11 protein-coding genes, 3 tRNA genes and 4 rRNA genes are annotated in these 17,931 nt (G+C 55.9%); all 18 read right to left on the bottom strand.

Annotation, left to right across the window (positions count from 1 at the left end; translation table 11 throughout):
- Positions 1-16: 16 nt before the first annotated feature.
- The 18 genes from JW799_RS08255 to lysS all read right to left on the bottom strand — a co-directional run bounded on the left by JW799_RS08255 (position 17) and on the right by lysS (position 17,930).
- Complete coding sequence (locus JW799_RS08255) at positions 17-1,090, bottom strand: hypothetical protein (RefSeq protein WP_205429382.1); 1,074 nt, start codon at positions 1,088-1,090, stop codon at positions 17-19.
- A 134-nt stretch (positions 1,091-1,224) separates the two neighbouring features.
- Positions 1,225-2,130: a YitT family protein gene (locus tag JW799_RS08250; protein ID WP_080832188.1), complete on the bottom strand. Its 906-nt coding sequence runs from the start codon at positions 2,128-2,130 to the stop codon at positions 1,225-1,227.
- Between the two features lie 139 nt (positions 2,131-2,269).
- Positions 2,270-2,431 (bottom strand): small acid-soluble spore protein P, encoded by a 162-nt coding sequence (locus tag JW799_RS08245; RefSeq protein ID WP_080832189.1) that lies wholly within the window; start codon positions 2,429-2,431, stop codon positions 2,270-2,272.
- Positions 2,432-2,446: 15 nt separating this feature from the next.
- Positions 2,447-2,614, bottom strand: a complete 168-nt coding sequence (locus JW799_RS08240) for a hypothetical protein (RefSeq protein WP_176220585.1) — start codon at positions 2,612-2,614, stop codon at positions 2,447-2,449.
- 21 nt (positions 2,615-2,635) lie between these two features.
- Positions 2,636-2,983 (bottom strand): hypothetical protein, encoded by a 348-nt coding sequence (locus tag JW799_RS08235; protein ID WP_080832190.1) that lies wholly within the window; start codon positions 2,981-2,983, stop codon positions 2,636-2,638.
- A 101-nt stretch (positions 2,984-3,084) separates the two neighbouring features.
- Positions 3,085-3,173, bottom strand: a tRNA-Ser gene (locus JW799_RS08230).
- A gap of 115 nt (positions 3,174-3,288) precedes the next feature.
- Positions 3,289-4,569 carry a serine--tRNA ligase gene (gene serS / locus JW799_RS08225; protein ID WP_205429381.1) on the bottom strand — a complete coding sequence of 427 codons (1,281 nt, stop codon included), beginning with the start codon at positions 4,567-4,569 and terminating at the stop codon, positions 3,289-3,291.
- Between the two features lie 42 nt (positions 4,570-4,611).
- Positions 4,612-5,199 carry a pyridoxal 5'-phosphate synthase glutaminase subunit PdxT gene (gene pdxT, locus JW799_RS08220; protein ID WP_205429379.1) on the bottom strand — a complete coding sequence of 196 codons (588 nt, stop codon included), beginning with the start codon at positions 5,197-5,199 and terminating at the stop codon, positions 4,612-4,614.
- A 131-nt stretch (positions 5,200-5,330) separates the two neighbouring features.
- Entirely contained in the window at positions 5,331-6,212 is an 882-nt protein-coding gene (gene pdxS / locus JW799_RS08215; RefSeq protein WP_080832193.1) for a pyridoxal 5'-phosphate synthase lyase subunit PdxS, read from the bottom strand.
- Between the two features lie 87 nt (positions 6,213-6,299).
- Positions 6,300-7,637, bottom strand: coding sequence for a D-alanyl-D-alanine carboxypeptidase family protein (locus JW799_RS08210; RefSeq protein WP_205429378.1), 1,338 nt, complete (start codon positions 7,635-7,637; stop codon positions 6,300-6,302).
- A gap of 171 nt (positions 7,638-7,808) precedes the next feature.
- Positions 7,809-9,266, bottom strand: coding sequence for an IMP dehydrogenase (guaB, locus tag JW799_RS08205; RefSeq protein WP_080832195.1), 1,458 nt, complete (start codon positions 9,264-9,266; stop codon positions 7,809-7,811).
- A gap of 1,243 nt (positions 9,267-10,509) precedes the next feature.
- Positions 10,510-10,626: ribosomal RNA gene (rrf, locus tag JW799_RS08200) — 5S ribosomal RNA — on the bottom strand.
- A 107-nt stretch (positions 10,627-10,733) separates the two neighbouring features.
- A 23S ribosomal RNA gene (locus tag JW799_RS08195) occupies positions 10,734-13,780 on the bottom strand.
- A gap of 218 nt (positions 13,781-13,998) precedes the next feature.
- Positions 13,999-14,074 (bottom strand) — tRNA-Ala (locus tag JW799_RS08190).
- A gap of 26 nt (positions 14,075-14,100) precedes the next feature.
- A tRNA-Ile gene (locus JW799_RS08185) sits at positions 14,101-14,177 on the bottom strand.
- A 60-nt stretch (positions 14,178-14,237) separates the two neighbouring features.
- Positions 14,238-14,354, bottom strand: a 5S ribosomal RNA gene (gene rrf, locus JW799_RS08180).
- Positions 14,355-14,486: 132 nt separating this feature from the next.
- Positions 14,487-16,036: ribosomal RNA gene (locus JW799_RS08175) — 16S ribosomal RNA — on the bottom strand.
- The 16S, 23S and 5S rRNA genes sit together here with 2 tRNA genes alongside, the layout of an rRNA operon.
- Positions 16,037-16,427: 391 nt before the next feature.
- Entirely contained in the window at positions 16,428-17,930 is a 1,503-nt protein-coding gene (lysS, locus tag JW799_RS08170) for a lysine--tRNA ligase (protein WP_205429377.1), read from the bottom strand.
- Position 17,931 lies beyond the last annotated feature (1 nt).

Genomic DNA, 17,931 nt, shown 5'->3' with positions numbered 1-17,931 from the left:
CGCTTCGTTTTGCATTTTAATAGAAACCGTACTCGGCCAGTTCATCCAGCGTGATGACATTTTCCGCGGCCGGCACGTCGAATTCGAATTTCACGTCGCCGTTTACATCCGTCAGCTCGGATACGATTTTGAGCGTACCGTTGCCGGTTTGGCCCGCGTCTTCGATTTCCGCTTTGATCGTCGCGTCGGTGTACGTGGCGTACCCGTCGCCGTTGATGCCGAAGTTCGCGAGAATGTCCAGCGATTTGAACATTTGGTTGAACTCGTCGATCCCCGCTTGCAGGTCCTCGTCGGTGACGCTTTCCAGCTCGGCCTTCGCCGCATCCAGATCTTCCGGAGTCAATTCGGTCAGCTTGCGGTATTCTTCGTTCGAAGACAGAAGCTCGATGACCGCCGGCGCGATGTCCTTGATGACCGTCTTGACGAACGGCTCCACTTGCTCCTGCGTCAGATGGAACTGCACGACGTTCTTGACGTCGGCTTCCGCCGGAATGCCCGCTTCTTCGGCCTTGGGAGCGCTCAAATACGTTTCTTCGTCGATATGCTCGAAAACGACTCCGGAAATGTCGTTGAAAAACTGGACCGATTGACCGACGTCGGGCATTCCCGTCCATTCGGTGCCTTGCTCCTCGGCCAGTTCCTTCAGGTCGAACTCGACGAATTTGCCGACGAGATCTTCCGGCAGTCCGAGCATGGGAATGTTCGGCACTTTAAGCCACATTTTCTCTTCGTTCATAATGATCGGCAATTGGAACGACATGGCCAGATCGCCGCTGAGGCTGAGCATCAAATTCAGCTCGAGCAGCATCGGATCGAGGCGGTAGGCGCCCGTCCAGGAAACTTCAGCGCTTTGAATGAGGCCCAGAGCTTCCGCCGCTCCCTCTTCCGCCATGACCTCGGGCGGCAAATTGAGATCCTCGATTTTCAAGCTGCCCTTCATTCCGTACGACTTCATATCGGCGGATTTCTCCACGGCGCCCTGAAGCGTATCCTTAGGCGACGATTTGCTGCTGCTGCTGCATCCCGACAATACAAGCGTCAAAACGACAAACAGCGACAAAAACAAACTTACGAACTTGCGAGACTTCAAAATAACCCTGCTCCCCTCGAAAACAATAACTTACACAGGACACATTCTATCTTAAATCGAATACCGGGGGAACCCTAAAAATTTAAAGATTAATTAAAATGACCTAAAAATAAGACTAATTCACCAAATAAACCCTAATGGATGTCCTTCTTTTTGAATCTTCCGCCCTGCACGTCGTGGATGTTGCCGACCGCCATAAAGGCCGCGGGATCCATCTCGCTGACGATCGATTTCAGCTTCGCTTCCTCCATCCGGGTAATAACCGCGAAGATGACCTGCTTCGTATCGCCGGAAAATCCGCCTTCCCCGTTCAAATACGTCACGCTGCGCCCGAGGCGGCTGACGATGGCGTCGCCGATGTCGCGGTAATGTTCGCTGATGATCCAGATCGACTTCGACTCGTCCAAGCCTTCGATGGTCAGATCCATAACCTTGAAGGCGATAAAATACGTAATCAGGGAAAACATCGCATTGTCCCAGCCGTAAACCAGGCCCGCGCTGCCCAGAATGAACAGGTTGATAAACATAACCATCTGTCCGACGGAAAAGGGCGTTCTTTTGCTGACGACGATCGCGACAGTCTCGGTTCCGTCCGTCGCTCCGCCGTTGCGGATGACCATTCCGATCCCGACGCCCAGCAAAATGCCGCCGAATACCGTCGCGAGGAGCGTATCGTCGGTAAACGGTTCGACGTGATGGAGCAGAGAAGTCGTCACCGAAAGCGTAATGACGCCGAGCAGCGTCGACAGGGCAAACGTTTTGCCGATGGATTTGTAGCCTAAGACGAGAAAGGGAAGGTTCAGCACGAACAGAAAGACGCCGAGGGGCCAGTCGCTAAGGTGCGCAGCCATAATCGAAATGCCGGTGATGCCGCCGTCGATAATATTGTTCGGAACGAGAAAAATTTCGAGGGCGACCCCGGCCAGCGCTGCGCCCAGTATAATGAACACGACACGGCGCGCGATATCCAGAATGGATAGCTTCGAATGGCGAACCGGCTTCGGATCGGCTGCAGTATTTACAGGCAATGGGCTTTGCATAGGCACCTCCTATAAACAATTTTTATTATCTATTATAACAGTCCGATGTTTAAACGCACAAACAAGACCTGAAAAAGCCGATTCGCCCGCGGATAGCTCCGCGAAAGAATCGGCCTGTTTCATACGGCATGTTCGCCGCTTACCCTTCGCCGTTATTATGGCGCGAATGGTTGCGGTTTTTCACTTTTTTGGAACCCGATAACGGTTCGTTCGGTTGATGGTTTCCGTCGCTTTTGCGGTCGCGGGCGTGTTCGCTGCCTTCCGCCGCTGCGGCTACGGGAACGGTTTTCGGCTTGCTCACGTAAAGTCCTCCCTTTTATTGGCGAACCCGTTTGGGGCCCAGATCGGCGCCCGGTTCGTCATGGTTCAGCGCGTCCTGATGGCGTCTGTCGTTATGCTGCTGCTGGACCTGCTGGGCCTGATGCGAGTTGACCGGCGTATCCTTCAGCTCGCTGACGACGTTGCGCAAATTTTTATCCGTCATAAACGTTCCCTCTTTTCAAGATTAGGCATGGGTAAAATGATGCAGGGCCTGCGCGCATTCGTGCAAATGACGCCGGTAGTCGGCGATGAGCGATTGCATTTCCTCCGTGCGCTCGTCGATCGAGACGCCGTCTTTTTCGACGTCGGTTAACTGAATATCGATTTCCCTGCTGTCCACGTATTTGACCGAAAAATCGAATTCCAGCTTTTGGCGCCCCGCCGTCCGGATTTGGACCACCAGCGCTTCCGGGCTCGATGCGTCGCCTTTTACGACGGCCTGATCGCCCGGCTGCAGCCGCTCCGGAAGCGTCTCCCGCCACGCTTGGACCAAATCCCGTTGCGGGACGTCAAGTTGATCGTTGCTTGCCATTGGGCTCACACCTCCGCCTCGTTAGGTTGGCCCGCCACCGCGTTCTTATGCACAAAAAAACCGGCCCGGGTCGCGGGTCGGCCTTGTCGTTTCGTATGGAATGGCGGAGAGGGTGGGACTCGAACCCACGTGGGCTTGCGCCCTAACGGTTTTCAAGACCGCCCCGTTATGACCGCTTCGGTACCTCTCCAAAAATGGCGGACAGATCGCATCCGGGATCGGATGATCCGCTCTGCCCCGTAATCATATCACAGCCGGGAAGCGATGTTCAACCCCCGAAAGGCCGGGCCGGAACCCGTTCGGCCCTAGCGAGGGCCGATGCGATCCAGTCCGCCCATGTAAGGGCGCAACGCTTCCGGAATGACGACCGAACCGTCGGCCTGCTGGTAATTTTCGAGAATGGCCGCCACGGTGCGGCCGACGGCGAGCCCCGAGCCGTTCAGCGTGTGCACGAATTCCGGCTTTGCGCCTTGCTCGCGCCGGAACCGGATGTTCGCGCGGCGAGCCTGGAAATCTTCGAAGTTGGTGCAGGACGAAATTTCCCGGTACACGCCGGCGCTCGGAATCCAAACCTCGATGTCGTACGTTTTGGCCGAGCCGAAGCCCATGTCGCCGGTGCAAAGCGTCAGCACGCGGTAAGGCAGGCCCAGCACCGAGAGCACCCGTTCCGCCTCCTGCGTCAGCGATTCCAGCTCGTCGTAGGACGTTTCCGGATCGACCAGCTTGACGAGCTCGACTTTGTTGAATTGGTGCTGACGGATCAAACCGCGCGTGTCGCGGCCCGCGGCGCCCGCTTCGGAGCGGAAGCAGCCGCTGTAGGCGACGAACTTGGACGGCAGCTGCTCGACCGTCAAAATATCGTCGCGGTAATAGTTCGTCACCGGCACTTCCGCCGTCGGGATCAGGTAATAATCCGTTCCCTCGATTTTAAACAGATCCTCTTCGAACTTCGGCAGCTGCCCGGTGCCGACCAGGCTGTCGCGGTTGACGAGATACGGAGGGAGAATCTCTTCGTAGCCGTGCTCGTCCGCGTGCAGGTTCATCATCAGGTTGATCAACGCCCGTTCCAGACGCGCGCCCAGGCCTTTATAGAAAACGAAGCGCGAGCCGGTTACTTTGGACGCCGCTTCGAAATCGAGAATGCCGAGCTCGTCGGCCAGCTCCCAGTGCGGACGCGGCTCGAAATCGAAGGACGGCGTCTCGCCGACGCGGCGGATTTCCACGTTGTCCTCCTCCGAAGCGCCCACCGGCACGCTCTCGTGCGGCACGTTCGGAATCGACAGCATCAGGCTGTTGATTTGTTCTTCCAGCTCGCGCACTTCCTCGTCGAGCTTCTTGATCCGGTCGTTCACTTCGCGCATCTCGACGATGAACGGTTCCGCGTCGCCGCCGCTTTTTTTCAGCTTGGCGACTTCCTGCGAAACGACGTTGCGCCGGTTTTTGAGCGCTTCGCTCTCCGCCAGTCGTTCCCGGCGGCTGCTGTCCAGCTCCGAAAACGGAGCGATCAGCTCGACCGAAGCGTTCCGATTGCGCAGCGCCTGCTCGACCTTCGCAAAGTCGCCGCGCAGCAATTTGACATCCAACATGTTCGGCTATCCCCTTTCCCGTTCAAGGGCGGTTTCTAGATTTTACTTGGCCGTCCGTTCCGAGGCTTCTTTGGCCATGTCGACGAAATAGGCGTGCAGCCGGTAATCGTCCGTAAGCTCCGGATGGAAAGAAGAAGCCAGCAGATGGCCTTGGCGCGCCGCGACGATTTCGTCCTTGTACGTGGACAGCACTTCCACGTCCGAGCCGACTTCCTTGATGAGCGGGGCCCGGATGAACACCGCGCGCAGCGGAGATTCGATCCCTTTGACGTCGAGATCGGTTTCGAAGCTTTCCCTCTGCCGTCCGAACGCGTTGCGGGCTACGGTCATGTTCATCAGCCCGAGATGAGGCTCCTCGGCGCCATCGAGCCGATCCGCAAGCACGATCAGCCCGGCGCATGTGCCGAAGATCGGTTTGCCTTGAGCCGAAAAATCCCGCAGCGCATCGACAAAATCGTATTTGCGCATCAGCTTGCCGATCGTCGTGCTCTCGCCGCCGGGAATGATAATCCCGTCCAGTTCGGCGAGCTGCTCCGTCCGCTTCACGGGAATTCCCTTGCCTCCCGCTTGCTCGATGCTGCGGATATGTTCGGCTACGGCGCCCTGCAATGCCAATACTCCGATGTTCATTTCGATTCCTTCTTTCCCGATCGTTAAGCTAAGAACAACGAAAAATCAATCGGGGCGGCTCCGCTAACGGCCTGACGAGGCCTTGCGAAGCCGCCCGAAATCGAACCTGGATTCCTGCGAAGCGATGGAAATTAAATGCCGCGTTCCTGCATCCGTTCGAATTGGCTCAGCTTGGAAATTTCAATGCCCTTCATCGGCGTGCCGAGATTTTTGGACACGCGGGCGATCAGTTCGTAATCCGTATAGTGCGTCGTCGCTTCGACGATCGCGCGGGCGAACTTCTCCGGGTTTTCGGACTTAAAAATGCCCGAGCCGACAAATACGCCGTCGGCGCCCAGATGCATCATCAGCGCAGCGTCCGCAGGCGTCGCGACGCCGCCGGCCGCGAAGTTGACGACCGGAAGACGGCCGGTCTCGTGCACGCCGAGCAGCAGCTCGTAAGGAACGCCGAGCGTTTTCGCTTCATGGTAGAGCTCGTCCTTCGACAGGTTTTGAACTTTCCGGATTTGCCCCATGATGAGGCGCATGTGGCGAACGGCTTCGACGATGTTCCCCGTTCCCGGCTCGCCCTTCGTGCGGAGCATCGAAGCCCCTTCCTGGATGCGGCGAAGCGCCTCGCCCAAGTCTTTGGCGCCGCAAACGAAAGGCACCGTAAACTCGCTCTTGCTGATGTGGAAAACTTCGTCGGCCGGCGTCAGCACTTCGCTCTCGTCGATATAATCGACGCCCAGCGATTCCAGCACCTTGGCTTCCACGTAGTGGCCGATCCGGGCTTTGGCCATAACCGGAATGCTGACCACTTTCATGACTTCTTCCACGATCGTCGGGTCCGCCATGCGCGCGACGCCGCCTGCCGCGCGAATATCGGAAGGCACTCTTTCCAGCGCCATAACGGCCGTTGCTCCCGCCGCTTCGGCCACTTTCGCCTGCTCGGCGCTCATGACGTCCATGATGACGCCGCCTTTTTGCATTTCGGCCATGCCGCGTTTAACTCTCGAAGTACCGGTTTCCATTTTACACGCCTCCTGAGCATTCTAACCATAGATTTTACAGGATGGATCGCGAATAGACAACCCACCCGGTCGGAATTAATCCCGTCTTCAGAACAAATTGACGATTCCCTTGAACAGCCCGGCGAAAAACTCCCCGATCGCCCGGAACATCAAGCGCCACCAGCTTGCTTTTTTGACGTCTTCGGTGGCCACCAGGTCGATCGTCGCGGACTTGTCCGCTTGCGTCGCGGGGTCTTTGTACGTATACGTTACGGTGCCCACTTTGTCGCCTTGCTTGACCGGCGCGGTGATCGGATCGACCGTGCTTTTCACTTCAGTGACGGTCGGCTCGATCGTTTCGCCCTTCTTGACGAGAATCGTCAGATCCGTCGCCGTGACGACGTCAAGCTTTTTGCTTACGCCTTTTTTGACGGGAAGGGTCTCGTGCTCCGGCACGGCCGTTTTCGCGTCGATGACCGTCTTTTTCTCGAAATTGTTGAAGCCGTAATCGAACAGCGTCGCCGTTTCCAAAAACCGCTTGCCGTCGGTGCTCGAGCCTTCCACGCCCATCACGACGGCAATCAGGCGCGTGCCGTCCCGCAGGGCGGTGCCGGTAAAGCAATTGCCCGCCGAGGATGTGTGGCCCGTTTTCAGGCCGTCTACGCCTTCATAGGCGAACTTTCTGAACGAGGGCACGTCTTTGTTCGATTCGAGCATCCAGTTATAGTTGACGATCGGATCCGTATCCCGTTCGCGGAATTGGTACGTTTGAATTTTGGAGTATTCCAGAAACTTCGGATCTTCCTTAATAATGTGGTACGCGAGCGTCGCCGCGTCACGGGCGGACATCATCGTCTCGCCTTCGATGGACGTCGGGCGGTACTTTTCCGGCATATCGGCCCGATCGAGACCGGTCGCGTTAATGAAATGCGAATTGGTCATGCCGAGCTCGGCCGCCGTTTCGTTCATCAGCTTGGCGAACGCTTCTTCCGAACCCGCTACCGCTTCCGCGAGTTGGACGGACGCATCGTTCGCGGAGCCGACCGCCATCGCGATATACAATTGTTCTACCGTATGTTTATCTCCAACCGCCAAGAAAATACGGCTTCCGACCTGGCTGGCGGCATTCTCCGTGACGGTGATCGTTTGATCCCAGCTCAGTTTGCCTTCTTCCACGGCTTTGAATACGAGATATTCGGTCATCATTTTCGACATGCTGGCCGGGGCGTAGGCGGTGTCCGAGTCTTTCTCGTACAGGACTTGTCCGGAGTCCGCGTCGATCAGAATGGCGGAATGAGCCGACAGCTGCAGTCCAGCCGCATCGGTTTCCGCTTTGGCTGCGCCCGCAAATAGAGTCGCTGAGACGAATGATAGAAGAACGATTATAGCAATAAACCTCGTAATCGAAAGAGACGGACGTAGCGACAAGGGGTGAGGACGATTCAAAGCGCGTTCTCTCCTTTTATTTTGTTCGATGGTGTCAAAAAAGCGTCTGCGTTCCGTCTGCTATTGTAGCATACCGCAGCCAAACGAAAAAGCCGCAGCGAAAGGAATCCTCTTCTGCGGCTCAAAACCAAAATTGCCGGCTGAGACCGAAGTCTCATCCTCCGGATAACGTCACAGCGAATAGTTCGGGGCTTCTTTCGTAATTTGGACGTCGTGCGGATGGCTTTCGCGCAGCCCTGCCCCCGTAATGCGGACGAAATACGTGTCGTTCTTCAATTGCTCGATCGTTTCGGTTCCGCAGTAGCCCATGCCGGAGCGCAAACCGCCAATCAGCTGATGAATCGTGTCCTTGAGCGGTCCTTTGTACGGAATTCGGCCTTCGATTCCTTCCGGAACGAGCTTCGAATCGTCTTCCTGGAAGTAGCGGTCCTTGCTGCCTTCCTTCATCGCGCCGATCGAACCCATGCCGCGATAGGACTTGTACCGGCGGCCTTGATAAATTTCGGCTTCGCCCGGGCTTTCCTCCGTGCCGGCGAACAAGCTGCCGAGCATGACGGCGCTGGCGCCGGCGGCGATCGCTTTCGTGATCTCGCCGGAATATTTGATCCCGCCGTCCGCGATAATCGGCACATTGTACTCCCGTGCCACCGTAGCGCAATCGTAGATGGCCGTAATTTGCGGAACCCCGATGCCGGCGATTATCCGCGTCGTACAGATGGAGCCCGGGCCGATGCCGACTTTGACGATCGACGCGCCGGCTTCGATCAGGTCGCGTGTCGCTTCGCCCGTCGCCACGTTGCCCGCAACGATCGTCAGATCCGGATACCGGTCGCGAAGCTGGCGGACCATTTCGACGATGTTGATGTGATGGCCGTGGGCGGAATCGACGACGAGCATGTCGACGCCCGCCTTCACCAGCGCTTCCGCGCGTTCGAACGTATCCTTGGATACGCCGACGGCCGCACCCACGAGCAGACGTCCGTGCTGATCCTTTGCCGCGTTCGGGAACTGGATCGCTTTTTCGATATCTTTAATGGTGATGAGGCCTTTCAGCGTGTTGTTTTCGTCGACGAGGGGAAGTTTCTCGATTTTATGCTGTTGAAGGATCACTTCGGCTTCCTGCAGCGTCGTGCCGACCGGCGCGGTGACCAGGTTTTCCTTCGTCATCACTTCGCTGACTTTGATGGAGTAGTCATGGACGAAACGTAAATCGCGATTCGTGATGATCCCTTCCAGCTTGCCGTCCTTGTCCACGATCGGCACGCCGGAAATGCGGTACTTGCCCATCAGCTCTTCGGCGTCGTACACATGATGGTCCGGAGTCAATGAAAAAGGATTCGTAATAACGCCGCTCTCGGAGCGTTTCACCCGGTCGACTTCTTCCGCTTGCTGCGCCACGGACATGTTCTTGTGAATGATGCCGATGCCGCCTTCACGGGCAATGGCAATCGCCAAGGCCGATTCCGTGACGGTATCCATTCCGGCGCTGATCAGCGGAATATTCAGCTTCACCGAAGCGCTCAGCGTTGTCGACACGTCCACGTCCCTCGGCAGAGTAGAAGACTTGCGCGGAACGAGCAGTACGTCGTCGAACGTAAGGCCTTCCTTGGCGAATTTGTTTTGCCACACGAGAATTTTCCCCCTCTATTCGGTTCCGGTAACCGGTTGTTCTCCGATTGATTATAGGCAATCTTAGCAGAGGCATAAAAGGCTGTCAAGGCAAATGCCCTCGTCTCAGGAAATGCTGGGAAACGGCACCATCGCTGGCATTTCGCCCGCAGCATACCCCAGTAAGCCGCTGTAGATGGAGCGTTTGAAAAAGGCTCGAAACGAAAGCGAACCCGCCCCTCTCCGCGGAAAAGGACGGGCTTCGCCAACTTATAGGCTGCAACGCGACTAACCGGAAACGGAAACGAATGGATCAGAATGAGCAAGCGATCATGCGCCAAAAACGCATGGACGTGAGGCTAAACGCCATCGATCGTCTTTGTCATCCGATGCTCCCGCCTTTCCGTGTAGTATGCCCTGCAAAAAACAGCGTAGCCGGCTTTCGTTAGGCGGCCTTTAAAATTCCCTTAAACGGGCGTGAAAAATGATTCTTTCCGCGTCGTATCCAACGCTGTTCTGCTGCTCCCGCCTCCCGCCCATGCGACGTACGCGCTTGTCGGGAGGAATGCGGGCATCGAGGCAAGGCAAATTTTCGGGAACATTTGCGAATGGCGGGACAGATGCGCGCAAGAGGGATGGATGCAGCCATGACGGTGAATTTTTCGGGTACATTTGCGTCTTTCGGGATGGATGCAGCCATGTAGGCGGATTTTTTCGGGTATGCCGGATGGATGCAGCCTTATGGAATTAAGTACGCGGAGCTTCGTTGGATTTTGTCCAACCAAAACCGGCCTTTTCGCGAAACCCGCCGGCTTGGTTGGATTTTGTCCAATCAGGAGCGGCCCTTTCGGGGATTTCGCCCGATTTTCCCGTTTCTCGTTGGATCAAATCCACTGTAGACTCGGCTTTCCGCGATTTTCCCTCCGTCGGTTGGATAAAATCCAACATAGGCGGAACCCGCAGGTTTCCGCCGCCCATGTCACCTCATAGCAGCTCACCGTTGTCCGTTACCCAAGTACCCATTCGCAGAGCTCCCCGGTGGCCGTTGCCCAAGTACCATTCGCACAGAGCTCGCCAGTGTACGACTTTTGGAGGAGAATGCCGTTTTCGCGCCTGAGTGATCACGCCAGGAGTTCATATGCATCCATATAACAGCCCATACCTTAAATTTGGAGAAGTACTCGAACCAACCTTATATCAAGCGAAAAAGCCAAAAAAGAAGCACAAAAAAAGCACCCCGTATGAGGTGCTTTCCTGTTCTCCAACCTGGCAACGTCCTACTCTCCCAGGACCCTGCGGTCCAAGTACCATCGGCGCTGGAGGGCTTAACGGTCGTGTTCGAGATGGGTACGCGTGGAACCCCTCCGCCATTGCCACCAGATCGAAGTTCTTCAAGGCTTGCGCCTTGATAACCGGATACGAAACGATTGCGCATTGTTGTTTGTTGGCTTGCTTCCCGTCTGCTCCGTGCCCGCAGGCGCTTCGCTTTAGGATAAGCCCTCGACCGATTAGTACTCGTCAGCTCCACGCGTTGCCGCGCTTCCACCCCGAGCCTATCAACCTGGTGTTCTTCCAGGGGTCTTACGAATTGGGAAATCTCATCTTGAGGCGGGCTTCGCGCTTAGATGCTTTCAGCGCTTATCCCTCCCGCACTTGGCTACCCAGCCATGCTCCTGGCGGAACAACTGGTACACCAGCGGTGCGTCCATCCCGGTCCTCTCGTACTAAGGACAGCCCCTCTCAAATTTCCTACGCCCGCGACAGATAGGGACCGAACTGTCTCACGACGTTCTGAACCCAGCTCGCGTACCGCTTTAATGGGCGAACAGCCCAACCCTTGGGACCTACTTCAGCCCCAGGATGCGATGAGCCGACATCGAGGTGCCAAACCTCCCCGTCGATGTGGACTCTTGGGGGAGATAAGCCTGTTATCCCCAGGGTAGCTTTTATCCGTTGAGCGATGGCCCTTCCATTCGGTACCACCGGATCACTAAGCCCGACTTTCGTCCCTGCTCGACTTGTAGGTCTCGCAGTCAAGCTCCCTTATGCCTTTGCACTCTTCGAATGATTTCCAACCATTCTGAGGGAACCTTGGGGCGCCTCCGTTACATTTTGGGAGGCGACCGCCCCAGTCAAACTGTCCGCCTGACACGGTCCCTTCACCGGATTCACGGTGACAGGTTAGAACTCCGATACGATCAGGGTGGTATCCCAACGGCGCCTCCATCGATGCTTGCGCACCGACTTCTCAGGCTCCCACCTATCCTGTACAGACCGTACCAAAGTCCAATATCAAGCTACAGTAAAGCTCCATGGGGTCTTTCCGTCACGTCGCGGGTAACCTGCATCTTCACAGGTACTAAAATTTCACCGGATCTCTCGTTGAGACAGCGCCCAAGTCGTTACGCCATTCGTGCGGGTCAGAATTTACCTGACAAGGAATTTCGCTACCTTAGGACCGTTATAGTTACGGCCGCCGTTTACTGGGGCTTCGGTTCACAGCTTCGGATTGCTCCTAACCGCTCCCCTTAACCTTCCAGCACCGGGCAGGCGTCAGCCCGTATACTTCGCCTTGCGGCTTCGCACAGACCTGTGTTTTTGCTAAACAGTCGCTTGGGCCTCTTCACTGCGGCCCCCTCGGGCTATTCACCCTACCGAGGCACCCCTTCTCCCGAAGTTACGGGGTCATTTTGCCGAGTTCCTTAACGAGAGTTCTTCCGCGCGCCTTAGAATACTCATCTTGCCTACCTGTGTCGGTTTGCGGTACGGGCACCTTCGCCTGGCTAGAGGCTTTTCTCGGCAGCGTGAGCACGGAACCTTCGGTACTGTGATTTTCCCTCCCCATCACAGCTCAGCCTTTTCGATGCGCGGATTTGCCTGCGCATCAGCCTCGCTGCTTGGACGAGCATATCCATCAGCTCGCGTTCTTGCCCTCCTGCGTCCCCCCATCGCTCGTAACGGCTTACGGTGGTACAGGAATTTCAACCTGTTGTCCTTCGACTACGCCTTTCGGCCTCGCCTTAGGTCCCGACTTACCCTGAGCGGACGAACCTTCCTCAGGAACCCTTAGGCTTTCGGCGGACAGGATTCTCACCTGTCTTTTCGTTACTCATACCGGCATTCTCACTTGAATGCAGTCCACCGGTCCTTCCGGTCCGACTTCAACCCGCATTCAACGCTCCCCTACCCAGTTCGTCGTCTTCACTTCACCCTGGTGTGTTTAGCTGGGGCATTTGGGTCAGAATCTTTGAACAACCTTTACGGTTGATTCTGACCAAATGTCCCGGTTCTACCAGAACAAAGTGAAGACGACGACCTGCCATAGCTTCGGTGGTGTGTTTAGCCCCGTTACATTTTCGGCGCAGAGTCACTCGACCAGTGAGCTATTACGCACTCTTTAAATGGTGGCTGCTTCTAAGCCAACATCCTGGTTGTCTTCGCAACTCCACATCCTTTCCCACTTAACACACACTTGGGGACCTTAGCTGATGATCTGGGCTCTTTCCCTCTTGACGACGGATCTTAGCACTCGCCGTCTGACTCCCGAGTATACATCTGTGGCATTCGGAGTTTGACTGAACTTGGTAACCCTTGGCGGGCCCCGCACCCAATCAGTGCTCTACCTCCACGATGCTCAACCTCGAGGCTAGCCCTAAAGCTATTTCGGGGAGAACCAGCTATCTCCGAGTTCGATTGGAATTTCTCCCCTACCCCCACGTCATCCCAGAACTTTTCAACGTTCATGAGTTCGGGCCTCCAGTAAGTGTTACCTCACCTTCACCCTGCACAGGGGTAGATCACACGGTTTCGGGTCTACGCCTACGTACTCAATCGCCCTATTCAGACTCGCTTTCGCTTCGGCTCCGCTTCTCCAGCTTAACCTCGCACGTAAACGTAACTCGCCGGTTCATTCTACAAAAGGCACGCCATCACCCTTAAGAATCGGGCTCTGACTTCTTGTAAGCGTACGGTTTCAGGTTCTTTTTCACTCCGCTCCCGCGGTGCTTTTCACCTTTCCCTCACGGTACTGCTTCGCTATCGGTCGCCAGGGAGTATTTAGCCTTGGCAGATGGTCCTGCCGGATTCCCACGGGGTTTCTCGTGTCCCGCGGTACTCGGGATCCGTCTTGGAGAGAGCAGACTTTCGGCTACAGGGCTTTTACCTTCTTTGCCGGGCCTTTCCAGACCTCTTCGCCTAACCTGCTCTTTTGTAACTCCGTGTAAGACGTCCCACAACCCCAGGGAGCAAGCTCCCTGGTTTGGGCTAATCCGCGTTCGCTCGCCGCTACTGACGGAATCACTGTTTTGTTTTCTTCTCCTCAGGGTACTTAGATGTTTCAGTTCCCCTGGTATGCTCCCTCATGAGCTATGAATTCACTCATGGGTGACTGTGCATTACCACAGCCGGGTTTCCCCATTCGGACACCCCCGGATCAAAGCCTGCTTACGGCTCCCCGAGGAAATTTCGCTGTTCGCCGCGTCCTTCGTCAGCTCCTGGCGCCTAGGCATCCTCCGTACGCCCTTATTAGCTTAACCTCTCGGTTAGCTTGCCATTTTCACTTCAAGTACCTTCGTACTCTCCGCTCAACAACACATAAGGTCATTAGATGATCTAATTTGCGCTTTCGTTTCGTATCCAGTTGTCAAGGTGCAAGTTTTTTGCGTGGAGACGCTTCTCGAGCCGCTTCAGCAAAGAAACTTCCGCAGCCTACCGCGTTCGCAACGCGAACGTGGCCATCGTCTCAAGGTAAAGATGGTGGAGACAAGGAGGATCGAACTCCTGACCCCCTGCGTGCAAGGCAGGTGCTCTCCCAGCTGAGCTATGTCCCCACGGGATAAGGTATACAATTGTTGTATGGTGGGCCTTAGTGGACTCGAACCACCGACCTCACCCTTATCAGGGGTGCGCTCTAACCAGCTGAGCTAAAGGCCCGCAGCAGCTATCAGCCTTTACCAGCTGATGGAGCGGCTTCATGAACGGATTCATGAGCCTGCCTGGCAACGTCCTACTCTCCCAGGACCCTGCGGTCCAAGTACCATCGGCGCTGGAGGGCTTAACGGTCGTGTTCGAGATGGGTACGCGTGGAACCCCTCCGCCATTGCCACCAGACAGGTGTTGCATTTGAAGTTGTAAGCTCTCGTAAAAGCCCTCCGCTTTTCAGCTTCCGGCTTCGCGAGCGTCTTGCTCCTTCAAAACTGAACTCGAGCGTAATCGGACGTTATCCCCCGAAGGGTTCCTTAGAAAGGAGGTGATCCAGCCGCACCTTCCGATACGGCTACCTTGTTACGACTTCACCCCAATCATCTACCCCACCTTCGACGGCTGGCTCCTTGCGGTTACCCCACCGGCTTCGGGTGTTGTAAACTCTCGTGGTGTGACGGGCGGTGTGTACAAGACCCGGGAACGTATTCACCGCGGCATGCTGATCCGCGATTACTAGCAATTCCGACTTCATGCAGGCGAGTTGCAGCCTGCAATCCGAACTGAGACCGGCTTTTTAGGATTGGCTCCAGGTCGCCCTTTCGCTTCCCGTTGTACCGGCCATTGTAGTACGTGTGTAGCCCAGGTCATAAGGGGCATGATGATTTGACGTCATCCCCGCCTTCCTCCGGTTTGTCACCGGCAGTCACCTTAGAGTGCCCACCCGAAGTGCTGGCAACTAAGATCAAGGGTTGCGCTCGTTGCGGGACTTAACCCAACATCTCACGACACGAGCTGACGACAACCATGCACCACCTGTCTCCTCTGTCCCGAAGGAAAGGCCTATCTCTAGACCGGTCAAAGGGATGTCAAGACCTGGTAAGGTTCTTCGCGTTGCTTCGAATTAAACCACATACTCCACTGCTTGTGCGGGTCCCCGTCAATTCCTTTGAGTTTCAGTCTTGCGACCGTACTCCCCAGGCGGAGTGCTTAATGTGTTAACTTCGGCACCGAGGGGTGGACCCCCCAACACCTAGCACTCATCGTTTACGGCGTGGACTACCAGGGTATCTAATCCTGTTTGCTCCCCACGCTTTCGCGCCTCAGCGTCAGTTACAGTCCAGAGAGCCGCCTTCGCCACTGGTGTTCCTCCACATCTCTACGCATTTCACCGCTACACGTGGAATTCCGCTCTCCTCTTCTGCACTCAAGCCCCCAGTTTCCAGTGCGTCACGGGGTTGAGCCCCGCACTTAAACACCAGACTTAAAGAACCGCCTGCGCGCGCTTTACGCCCAATAATTCCGGACAACGCTTGCCCCCTACGTATTACCGCGGCTGCTGGCACGTAGTTAGCCGGGGCTTTCTTCTCAGGTACCGTCATCGAGCTAGCAGTTAACTAGCCCTTATTCTTCCCTGGCAACAGAGCTTTACGACCCGAAGGCCTTCCTCACTCACGCGGCGTTGCTCCATCAGGCTTTCGCCCATTGTGGAAGATTCCCTACTGCTGCCTCCCGTAGGAGTCTGGGCCGTGTCTCAGTCCCAGTGTGGCCGTTCACCCTCTCAGGTCGGCTACGCATCGTCGCCTTGGTGAGCCGTTACCCCACCAACTAGCTAATGCGCCGCAGGCCCATCCCTTAGCGACAGATTGCTCCGTCTTTCCCAGCTCGCTCATGCGACCAAGCTGCGTATCCGGTCTTAGCATTCGTTTCCGAATGTTATCCCAGGCTAAAGGGCAGGTTGCCTACGTGTTACTCACCCGTCCGCCGCTAACCTTCTTAAGTAGCAAGCTACCTAAAAAGATCCGCTCGACTTGCATGTATTAGGCACGCCGCCAGCGTTCGTCCTGAGCCAGGATCAAACTCTCCATAAAGGGACTTTTGACGGCAGGGTTTCCAAAGGAAATCCTGAGAGTCAAATGTCCAACTACTTTATTGAAGAGCCCTTAGGCTCAAAAAGTTATTGCTGGTTTGTCTCGCACAGGCTCAAAGCCTGCATTCGACTTGTTTCCAATTACGCTCGATGTTCAGTTTTCAAGGAGCAATCGCGTTAGCCCGAAGGCCTTCGCTTTCGCGTCGCTGTCGTAACGGCGACTTGATTAATATATCATAGCCTACAAACCATTTGCAAGTGTTTTTTAAACATTTTATGCGTGGTATTATCTGACAGAAAAATCAAGCGTAATTTTCGATTCGCGCGGTTACCCTTCTAATAAGAAGCAGCCCGCTCCGGTCGCCGGAAACGGGCTGCGCTGAAGCATAAGCTTATTCTCCGCGCATATGCGGGAACAGCAGCACGTCGCGAATCGAAGGGGCGTCCGTAAGCAGCATGACCAAACGGTCGATACCGATGCCCAGTCCCCCGGTCGGCGGCATTCCGTATTCCAGCGAACGAATGAAATCGTCGTCCATTTCATGCGCTTCGTCGTTGCCTGCTTCCTTCTCGGCCAACTGCGCCTCGAAGCGCTGGCGCTGGTCGATCGGATCGTTCAGTTCGCTGAACGCGTTGGCATGCTCGCGCGCGACGATGAACAGCTCGAACCGGTCGGTGAACCGGGGATCGGCTTCGTTTTTCTTGGCAAGCGGAGAAATCTCCACCGGGTGGCCCATGACGAACGTAGGCTGAATCAGCGTATGCTCGACGAAAGTCTCGAAGAAAGCATTGAGAATATGCCCGGTCGTCATGTGCGGCTCCACCTGGACTTTGTGTTCCTTGGCCAGGCGATGCGCTTCTTCGTTGCCGATTTGCTGCGTAAAATCGATCCCGACCGCTTCCTTGACGAGCGAAGCCATCGTAACCCGGCGCCACGGCGGGGCCAGATCGACCTCCTGGCCTTGGTACGTGATTTTGGTCGTCCCGAGCACTTCTTGCGCGATGTGGGCGATCAGGTTCTCCGTCAAATTCATGATGTCCTCGTAGTCGGCATAAGCCTCGTACAGCTCGATCATCGTGAATTCCGGATTGTGGCGCGTCGAAATCCCTTCGTTGCGGTATACGCGTCCGATCTCGTACACCTTTTCCAGGCCGCCGACAATGAGCCGCTTTAAATGAAGCTCGATCGCGATCCGCATGTAAAGCTGCATATCCAGCGCATTATGATGCGTAATGAATGGACGCGCGGCCGCGCCGCCCGCGATCGAATGAAGCGTCGGCGTTTCCACTTCCAAATAGCCGAGCCCGTCTAAATAACGCCGCATCGACTGGATGATGCGGGAACGGGAGATGAACGTTTTCTGGACGTCGGGGTTGACGATCAGATCGACGTAGCGCTGGCGGTAACGGGTCTCTACATCCTTCAATCCGTGGAACTTGTCCGGCAGCGGAAGGAGCGACTTCGTGAGCACTTCCAAATCGCTCACTTTAATGCTGGTCTCGCCGGTTTTCGTTTTGAAGACGATGCCCGTGACGCCGATGATGTCGCCGATATCCAGCAGGCCAAACGCTTTGTACTTGTGCTCCGGAACGGAGTCCGCCCGAACGTAGATCTGAATTTTGCCGCTCAAATCCTGAATGTGGGCAAAAGAAGCCTTGCCCATCGCCCGCTTCGTCATGATGCGGCCGGCGATGCGTACTTGAACGTTCTGCGCCTCCAACTCTTCGTTGGGCAGCGCGTCATAGCGGCGGACCACTTCTCCCGCCTGGTGCGTGCGCTCGAATTTGACGCCGAACGGGTCGATGCCAAGCTCCCGCAGCTCGTCCAGCTTGTTGCGCCGAATTTGCAGCATTTCGCTCAGTTCGGCAGTTTCGATTTGATTTTCTTCACTCATG

It is taken from the genome of Cohnella algarum, from assembly GCF_016937515.1.
Classification (GTDB): Bacteria; Bacillota; Bacilli; order Paenibacillales; family Paenibacillaceae; genus Cohnella; species Cohnella algarum.
This window is presented reverse-complemented; position numbering and strand designations above follow the sequence as displayed.

What these genes read in the sequence shown, in the direction of transcription:
- JW799_RS08250 (WP_080832188.1), bottom strand. Translation starts at nt 2,130, where the DNA reads ATGCAAAGCCCATTGCCTGTAAATACTGCAGCCGATCCGAAGCCGGTT.
- JW799_RS08240 (WP_176220585.1), bottom strand. Translation starts at nt 2,614, where the DNA reads ATGACGGATAAAAATTTGCGCAACGTCGTCAGCGAGCTGAAGGATACG.
- pdxT (WP_205429379.1), bottom strand. Translation starts at nt 5,199, where the DNA reads ATGAACATCGGAGTATTGGCATTGCAGGGCGCCGTAGCCGAACATATC.
- serS (WP_205429381.1), bottom strand. Translation starts at nt 4,569, where the DNA reads ATGTTGGATGTCAAATTGCTGCGCGGCGACTTTGCGAAGGTCGAGCAG.
- lysS (WP_205429377.1), bottom strand. Translation starts at nt 17,930, where the DNA reads ATGAGTGAAGAAAATCAAATCGAAACTGCCGAACTGAGCGAAATGCTG.
- pdxS (WP_080832193.1), bottom strand. Translation starts at nt 6,212, where the DNA reads ATGGAAACCGGTACTTCGAGAGTTAAACGCGGCATGGCCGAAATGCAA.
- JW799_RS08235 (WP_080832190.1), bottom strand. Translation starts at nt 2,983, where the DNA reads ATGGCAAGCAACGATCAACTTGACGTCCCGCAACGGGATTTGGTCCAA.